The 7,872-nt window shown below is 60.1% G+C and carries 7 protein-coding genes and 2 pseudogenes; 5 read left to right on the forward strand and 4 right to left on the reverse strand.

Annotated elements, in window-relative coordinates; translation table 11 throughout:
* Nucleotides 1–563 (reverse strand): LysR substrate-binding domain-containing protein (locus EOA29_RS18145; protein WP_245468486.1); only part of this gene is annotated, 563 nt, incomplete at its 3' end.
* A 134-nt stretch (nucleotides 564–697) separates the two neighbouring features.
* Here EOA29_RS18145 and EOA29_RS18150 point away from each other — a divergent pair.
* Both EOA29_RS18150 and EOA29_RS18155 read left to right on the forward strand, forming a co-directional pair.
* The gene (locus EOA29_RS18150) at nucleotides 698–1,816 is read left to right on the forward strand and encodes an FAD-binding oxidoreductase (RefSeq protein WP_127221236.1); all 1,119 of its coding nucleotides are present in this window, start codon (nucleotides 698–700) and stop codon (nucleotides 1,814–1,816) included.
* A 351-nt stretch (nucleotides 1,817–2,167) separates the two neighbouring features.
* Nucleotides 2,168–2,638 (forward strand): annotated as a pseudogene (locus EOA29_RS18155) (MucR family transcriptional regulator).
* 165 nt (nucleotides 2,639–2,803) lie between these two features.
* Here EOA29_RS18155 and EOA29_RS18160 read toward each other — a convergent pair.
* The gene (locus EOA29_RS18160) at nucleotides 2,804–3,001 is read right to left on the reverse strand and encodes a hypothetical protein (protein ID WP_126090091.1); all 198 of its coding nucleotides are present in this window, start codon (nucleotides 2,999–3,001) and stop codon (nucleotides 2,804–2,806) included.
* 214 nt (nucleotides 3,002–3,215) lie between these two features.
* On the opposite strand from EOA29_RS18160, the gene EOA29_RS18165 reads away from it, so the two are divergent.
* Nucleotides 3,216–4,889 (forward strand): winged helix-turn-helix domain-containing protein, encoded by a 1,674-nt coding sequence (locus EOA29_RS18165; protein ID WP_127221237.1) that lies wholly within the window; start codon nucleotides 3,216–3,218, stop codon nucleotides 4,887–4,889.
* A gap of 88 nt (nucleotides 4,890–4,977) precedes the next feature.
* Here EOA29_RS18165 and EOA29_RS18170 read toward each other — a convergent pair whose 3' ends face one another.
* Nucleotides 4,978–5,265 (reverse strand): hypothetical protein, encoded by a 288-nt coding sequence (locus EOA29_RS18170; protein ID WP_245468487.1) that lies wholly within the window; start codon nucleotides 5,263–5,265, stop codon nucleotides 4,978–4,980.
* Between the two features lie 1,102 nt (nucleotides 5,266–6,367).
* On the opposite strand from EOA29_RS18170, the gene EOA29_RS18175 reads away from it, so the two are divergent.
* Nucleotides 6,368–6,616, forward strand: coding sequence for a hypothetical protein (locus EOA29_RS18175; protein ID WP_127221238.1), 249 nt, complete (start codon nucleotides 6,368–6,370; stop codon nucleotides 6,614–6,616).
* Nucleotides 6,617–6,926: 310 nt separating this feature from the next.
* On the opposite strand, the gene EOA29_RS41490 is transcribed toward EOA29_RS18175, so the two are convergent.
* Nucleotides 6,927–7,067 (reverse strand): hypothetical protein, encoded by a 141-nt coding sequence (locus tag EOA29_RS41490; protein ID WP_189478921.1) that lies wholly within the window; start codon nucleotides 7,065–7,067, stop codon nucleotides 6,927–6,929.
* Nucleotides 7,068–7,236: 169 nt separating this feature from the next.
* On the opposite strand from EOA29_RS41490, the pseudogene EOA29_RS18180 reads away from it, so the two are divergent.
* A pseudogene (locus EOA29_RS18180) lies at nucleotides 7,237–7,728 on the forward strand (tyrosine-type recombinase/integrase); the annotation flags it as partial.
* Between the last annotated feature and the right edge of the window lie 144 nt (nucleotides 7,729–7,872).

Consider the following 7,872-nt stretch of genomic DNA (forward strand, 5'->3'; position numbering starts at 1 on the left):
GGACGGGTGTTTCCGCGATAGGATATCAACTCCTCGCCGGCGAGATCGGCGAGCGTCAGCTCGGTTTTCCTGACCAACGCATGCCCGGCGGGCAGCAGGCACGCGAAACCTATACTTCCGATCACCTCGGCCTCGATGTCGGGAGGCAGGCGATCGTCCATGGCCACGCCGAGGCTGGCATCGCCGGCGCGCAGCATGTCGACGATTGCGGCGATCGGCGCGCTATGGGAACGCAGCAATATGTTGGGATGCTGCGCCCGGAACCTGGTGAAGGCGCACGGCAATATCGCCATGGCCGGCGGCGGCGAGGCAGCGACCCGCACCAGCCCTGCCCGACCCAGGCGCAGGTCGGTGGTCTTGCGGCGCAAGCCGTCGAGCCCCGCCGACAGCCTCTCGGCATCGGGGAAGATCTCGAGCGCCTCCGGGGTCGGTCGCAGCCTGCCCTTAACCCGCTCGAACAGCGTGAAGCCGAGTTCGTCCTCGGTGTGGAGAAGGATCTGGCTGAGCGCAGGCTGGGAGATGTTCAGCATCCGTGCCGCGGCGGTCACGGTGCCGGCGCGCATGACGGCGATGAACACTTCGAGCTGCCGGGCCCGCATTGCCACTCCATAGGTAAAGCTTATGGGTCTTGCCCAAACCCATCTTTGACGCAATGCCGCGGCGCCGACAAGATGCATCCAAGGATCAAGGATCGACTATGGATGTGATCGTGCTGGGCGGCGGCCTGATGGGGACGGCTTCGGCCTATTTCCTCGCAAGACGCGGCGCGCGCGTGACACTAATCGAACGCAACCGGATCGGCACCGGGGCGACCGTCGCCTCGTTCGGCAACATCCGGCGCACCGGGCGTCACCTGTCGCAGCTTCCGCTCGCCCACCGCTCGCTCAGCCTGTGGGGCGAGGCTGAAAAGATGCTTGGCCGCGACGTCGAATTCCGCGCCACCGGCCACATCCGACTGATCTTCGATGAGGGAAGTCTTGCCGACATGCGGGCCTACGCTCAAGCCGCGAGGCCCTGGGGGCTGGAGCTGGAGGAACTTGGCTCGCGCGAAATCCGCTCCCGGTTTCCCGGCCTCGGTCCTGAAGCGATCGCGGCGTCGTTCTCGCCGGATGACGGCAGCGGCAATCCGCGGCTGATCGCGCTGGCTTTTGTTGAGGCAGCCCAAAAGCTCGGCGCGGAACTCGTCGAGGAGGCCGAAGTTGAGACGATCAAACACACCGTCTCCGGTTTCCTTGTCGCCACTTCGAGAGGGTCGTTCGCCGCCGAATGCCTGCTTAACACCGCCGGCGCCTGGGGTGCGCGCGTCGCCGCGCAATTCGGCGAAATGGTGCCGCTCGACGCACGCGGTCCGCAGATGGGCGTGACCGAGCCGCTGCCATATCGGGTCCTGCCGGTGGTCGGCATCTGGACTCGCGACAAGGATTATGGCGCTTATCTGCGTCAGGTCGAGCGAGGCAACATCGTCTTCGGCGGGGCGGCCGAAAGGGTATCGGTCGACCTCGATCCAGGCCACGCGAGCGCCGATCCGATGCGGCTGCCGATACAATTGCGCGCCGTCGCGCGGCTCATGCCCGCCATCGCACGGGTCGCGGTCATTCGCACATGGTCGGGCTGCGAGGGTTATGTTCGAGATATGCTGCCGGTGATGGGGCAATCGGCCACGACGCCGGGCCTGTTCCACGCCTTCGGGTTCTGCGGTCACGGCTTCCAACTCGGTCCCGGCGTTGGCGACGCCATGGCGGAACTCATAACGACCGGCCGTTGCGCAACGCCGCTCGACGATTTCAGGGTGGATCGGTTCGGCCGCGCGGCCTGACGACGAATCGATAAGATTGGCCTTTCCAGGACACAGCAATGACCGGTTTCAGGGACGGCAGAGCTTAGCGCTATGGCGGACATTGGGCGCGAAGCTGCCATCCACAACGCCCAAATACCGAACCTAGTGTCCCACTTTGTCCATAAGCACCCGCAATTCAGGCTGATGCGCGACGCAGAAAGTTCGAAAAGCTTCCAGGAACCCCAGGCGGATTAAATGCCCTCTTGGCTTAGCCAATCGCCAGAGCCCAATCTCACAACTTCCGCAGTGCTATTTATCTCGGCATCGCTCAAAATTGCGATATACGACAAATGGGCGAAGCGAATTTGACCCCCTACCAGGAGCGAATACTTGAGCGATCAAAACGAAGCCTTGACGGCCGATCTCGTCGGGCTGACGGCAGACATTGTCTCTGCCTATGTCAGCCAAAATCCCCTGCCCGTCGTTGGGTTGCCAGATCTCATCGCGTCGATCCATTCGTCGCTGGCAGGCCTTGGTCAGCCGAATATGGCCGAGCCGCCTAAGCACGAACCCGCAACCAATCCGAAAAGGTCGGTAACGCCGGACTACATCATCTGACTGGAAGACGGGAAGAAATTCAAATCGCTAAAACGTCATCTCGCGGTACACTACGGGCTCACTCCAAACGAATACCGCGAAAAGTGGGGATTGAAGCCAGATTACCCGATGGTTGCGCCGAATTACGCGGCCCAAAGGTCAACGCTCGCGAAGGCAGCGGGGCTCGGACGCAAACCGCAACCTGCCCCGGCCCGAAAGGCGCCCGCAAAACGCAAGCCCAGGGCAGCATCAGCGCCTTTGTAGATCCATATCGGGGGTCGCGGCCGGTCTGGCCGAGATAGAAATCGTCGTTCGTGCTCAGGATTATGCGAGGGTCGCCTTCGCTGACCTGCTGCCTGAGGCTAGCGAGATAGTAACCGCTGGGGTTGGAACGTCGCCTGAGCATGATAAACCAGGCGCGATAATCATCTATTTTCTCACACATATATAAGCGGTTGAAAGATATTTCAGACCAACAGGAGGCCAGATAAATTCATTTTGATGTTTCAGATATTTGCATTCGGGTTCTGAAGCCAACACCTTAGGAGGAAAGCCATTTTCATGATTTCCGGCTACTACAGTGCCGTCAAAATTCAACAGAAGGGTAATTAAAAGAAACTTCTCCATCGCTATCCCCTAATCGCCCTGACATGGTCCGGGCCACAGAGTTTCGCGATGCGGGAATCCGCTTCTGCTGACGTTTGCGCTGCCAAAGGAAGCGCGACAGCGGTCATAAGGCCGATGCGATTCATGTCTTCCTCCTTCCAATCCGGTGCTTGTGGAATCGCTTGGAAGCGACGGCCGAATTGGCTAGACTGAGGAAGCGCGTCAGGGGCGTGAAATGTCCCGAAAGCCTCCTGAAATTGACCCGAAATCTGCTGAAACGATCACGTTCGGCGGTTTTGTTTTCCTGATGAAAAAGAGAGAACTCCGGACCGCTGAAGGCAAAGCGATAGATCTTCGCAGCCAGTCCGCGGAGGTGCTCTCAACACTCGCGGCGCGAGCGGGCGAGATCGTGTCCAAGGATACGCTGATGCGGGCGGTCTGGCCTGATACCTTCGTTACCGAAGACAGTCTTACGCAATGCATTGCCGACATTCGCCGCGCGTTGGGCGAGGACGCGCACGCGATCGTGGAAACCTTCCCCAAGAGAGGTTACCGGCTGAATGCCGATCCGTCGGCAACTGCTCCAGGCGCCGCCGCCGCCACGGGACGAGCCAGGTCACGATTCCCGCGAGCCGGCTTCATTCTCGCTACGATCGTTTTCGTCGCGGCAGCGATCGGCGCGTACCACGGAGCCGAGATGTGGCGAGCTGCTCCGGTTCGTTCCAGCGACATGCCGAGAATTGCCGTCCTTCCCTTCGATGACATGAGCACAGGCGCCGATAAGGGATATCTCAGCGATGCCGTTGCCGACGGGGTCATTACCGAGCTGGCGCGGAGCAAGACTTATGCCGTCATCGCCCGGAACTCGAGCTTCAGATACCGTGATAAGCCCACCGACGCCAGGCAGATTGGTGATGACCTCGGTGTGGACTACCTGCTCGAAGGCAGCCAGCAGAAGATCGGAGACCGTCTGAAAGTGACCGCCCAGTTGCTGAATACACACGACGGATCACATGTCTGGGCCAATTCGTACGATCGCAAAATCGGCGATCTTTTCGTCGTCCAGGAGGAAATCATCCGCACGCTTGCGGACCGGGTCGGGCACAGGATCGAACGCGCCTGGCCAGAGAGCAGCTCTGCCCGGGTCAGCGCGCTCCACTATCACCTGATGGGGCTTTCCAAGCTTGACAAGGATTTCTCTGCCGCGGGGAACGATCTGTCCCGGCAGCTGAACCTGAAGGCGATCGAAGCGGATCCGAACTCGCAATTCGGCTATATGGCGCTGGCCTTTTCCTATCGCAATGACGCGGTATTCGGGTGGCACCGGCAGGAATACACCTTCGAAGAGGCGTTGAAGCGGGCCGCCTGGTACGCCGACAAGGCTATCCTGCTCGCTCCTGAAGACGCCGACGCGTATTATGTTCGCGCCCGCATCCATACCGAAGCCGGCGAGTTGGAGCAGGCCCTTGCTCGGTATGATCAAGCGATCGCCCTGAACCCCAGCAAATCGGAGATCCTCGAAGCCAGCTCGGCCCCTCTGCTCTTCGTCGGCCGCATCGATGAAGCGATCGATCGGATCAAGCAGGCCATGGGCATCGATCCTTTCTACCCTGACTGGTACCATTGGGACATGGGCTGGGCGCTCTACGAAAAGAATGATTGCGGGGCTGCGCTGACGGAGATGCGGAAAATGTCGAGTATTCCGAGTGGCGCACACCGAATGCTTGCCGGGATCTACGCTTGCCTGGGAAAGGAGCGGGAGGCAAAGGAAGCACTTGCGGTTTTTCTAAAGGACTCGCCGGGCGATACCATTCGCGAACAACGCAAGAAATGGGAGAACTTATACACCGACCCCGTTCGGTTCGAACGCTGGGCCGCACACATGCGCATCGCGGGCTTACCAGAGTGACGCCCGACCGCATGCGGCCCCGGCCGAGTGGCACGAGCAATGTCCGTGGAAGGCTCTGAACGCAACCTTCGCTGCGCCCCGGCAAATGTCAGAGTGGGCGCAAGTTGCTTGTTCCGGGTAACGAAACGAGTTCCTCGCGCAGGCCCGCCAGCCACTTCTCCGCGCCCTCCGCCTCGATCTGCGCGAATGTCACACCGTCCACACCCGGCGAACCCGCATTGGCGCGGGCCAGCGCATAGGCATGGCGCAGCATGTCCTCGCGGCAGATCTTGTCGTAGAGCACGTAAAAGCGGAAAGCGGGTTCCGCCTTCGCCTTACGATACAGCTTCCTCTGCAGGGTCCTGATCTTTTCGGGTGTTTCCAGGCTCGTCGCCAATCCCCCCCTCACCAACGTCGAAAGCACTCCAGAAGTCAGGGCCCTTCCCTCCACCGGCATTACCCGGCTTCAGTGGTAATATGACCCTGTCCGACTCTCGCTGGCACCGCCGCCCTGACAGCTGCGTTGAGGGCGCTACCCTCATGCCGAACGGGCCTCCCCCGATTACCCGCATCACCCTTCCAACGTGCCGTGCCCACCACCCCGGCGGATCAAACGGGTGCACATGTCGATTGCTTCCCCGTTCACGCGGCCTTCCCCGAATCTCAGGCGGGTCGGCATCCGCATCATCACTTTCGAGGCCTGCTCAGGCTTCACTCGCATTACGGCCCATCGGATTGCTCAACCGCCCTAGGCGGCCTTTGTCACGAGGCTTCGACCCGGCCAGTTACCCGACCGAGCCTCTCGTCAGCTACCAGACCGATCGACTACTATTCGGGTGGAACCTCCCTCCACTGGTGATACCCGCCCTCGGGGCGCACTGAGATATTCAGGCTAGGCGCAGACACAGAAGCTCACTTCGGCTCACAGCAGGCGATCCAGATAGCCGACCCACAATCTCCTACGCCAGACGGGGTCTCCTTGCCGCTTATGCATGTTCGACGCTGTTCCAGCGTCCGTCAAAATGAAGATCATAGCCGCCGTCGAGGGCCGCCGCGTACTGTTTGCCTGACAAACCCAAAACAACATCAAGCGACGGCACGCCAAGCGATCTTGCCGAGGATGGTCTCGATGACACGCGCGCTGGCTTCGGTTTGCGCCACCGCGCGCGGCGTCTCGCAAACGCAAAGAACCGCCCCGATTGATCAGATCGGGACGGTTATTGATTTATGATAAAATTGGTTGCGGGGACAGGATTTGAACCTGCTGGCCTCGCTTGCGAAGCCCCTTCAACAGAAGAACTCGGTTGAAGCGCTATATTGGCGGTAGCACTCTCCCGACTCGAACCCCTGAACTTACATCCTATTTATACGCCCTGACCGCAATTTACCGCACGGCTTGATCGGCTCTCTTCCGGCGGAGGTTGATACAATCTAGAATAGATCCTGATCTCTGAACAGAAGTCCCCGAACCAGGGCGCACACATGCCAGTGGCGAGATCATGAAAAGCGATCCCCTCTCCTATCCTCCTCGCGGCCTCTCACGCGAAGAGGCCGCCCGGTACATTGGCGTGGGCGCAACAAAATTTGACCAAATGGTCGCTGACCGCCGCATGCCAAAGCCGAAGAAGGTTGACAGCCGCGTGATCTGGGATCGCTTAAAACTCGAAGCCGCGTTTACCGAACTACCTGGAGACGAGGAAGAAAATATCGTCGACTTCCTGTTGCAAGGGAATCATCGCAGGGAATAGATTCATTCTGCCATGACCGACAAATATCCCCGGCCTCTCCTCCTACAAAGACCGCCATGGCAAAGTTCGCTGGCGCTATCGGACGAAGGAGCGTGTGCTTAGTCTGCCGGCCCCCAATCAGGCGGGTTTCAAGGAGGCCTACCAGGCAGCGGTCGAGGGCCGGAAAGTCCCCAAGGCTCCCGTCGTCATGCCTGGAGCCGCTCTGCCCGGCACGTTTGGAGCGGCCTTTCAACGGTTGAAGATCTCGGTCAAGTGGTTGGCGCTTGACGAAGCCAGCAAGCGCAAGAACACACGGGTGATCGAAGAATTTCTAGAACTGCGAGTGGTCCCTGATCACCCGCTCATCTGGCGGGATGTAGCGGTTAAGAATCTTCGGCGTATCCATGTTGAAGAGCTTCTTGGCCGCTTCATCGCCACGCCCCACAAGGCCAAGCACCTGCTTGGTAGGCATACGCAAGCTGGTCTATGTCGCGCTACGCCAAGATTGGATCGAAATCGATCCCATGGCGGCGGTTGAGTGGCGGCCCGCCTATGGCGGCTGGAAAGCATGGTCGCGCGAGGCCATGGCGCAATTCGAAAAGCGCTGGCCGCCCGGCACTGCGGCGCGAACCTGCTATGGGCTGGCACTGTGGCTGGGGAACCGCCGAGGCGACGTTGCCGGGCTGCGATGGGATCAGCGCGTCACGCGTCGCGTCCTGATCGACGGAGTTGAGCGCCAGTTCGACGGATTCAATATCGTGCAGACCAAGAACAAGGGAAGGACCGGAGGGAAGCGGCTTTTCGTTCCAGTAACTCCCATGCTCGCTGAGATCCTGGAGGCGGCCGACCGGCGCGGAGAAACAGTCTTGCTCACCGGATATGGCCAGCCTTTCTCGGCGCAGTCCTTAACCGGTGCCATGGCGCACTGGTGCGCTCTCGCTGGATTGCCGAAGGGCCTCACTCTGCACGGATTGAGGAAGTCACTCGGGGTCTATCTCGCCGAAGCGGAAGCATCCACCAGGCAGATGATGGACGTCCTCGGCCACGACGACATCGACCATGCTGAGCTCTGTTCCAGGGAGGCCTCGCAGGTGCGTTTGGCCGTCCAGGGCATGGACCGGGTCGTGCGTCTGGTCACGCGCAAGCCGATGCTTGGCGAACCTATTGGCGAACCTCGTGGCGAACCGCCCTATAAATCATTGATAAATAACGACAATGGTGGGCCCGGAGGACGTATTCACATCTCTGATTTCATTGTCTTTTTCGTGGGCCAAAAT

Source organism: Mesorhizobium sp. M1E.F.Ca.ET.063.01.1.1, assembly GCF_003998155.1.
Lineage (GTDB): Bacteria > Pseudomonadota > Alphaproteobacteria > Rhizobiales > Rhizobiaceae > Mesorhizobium.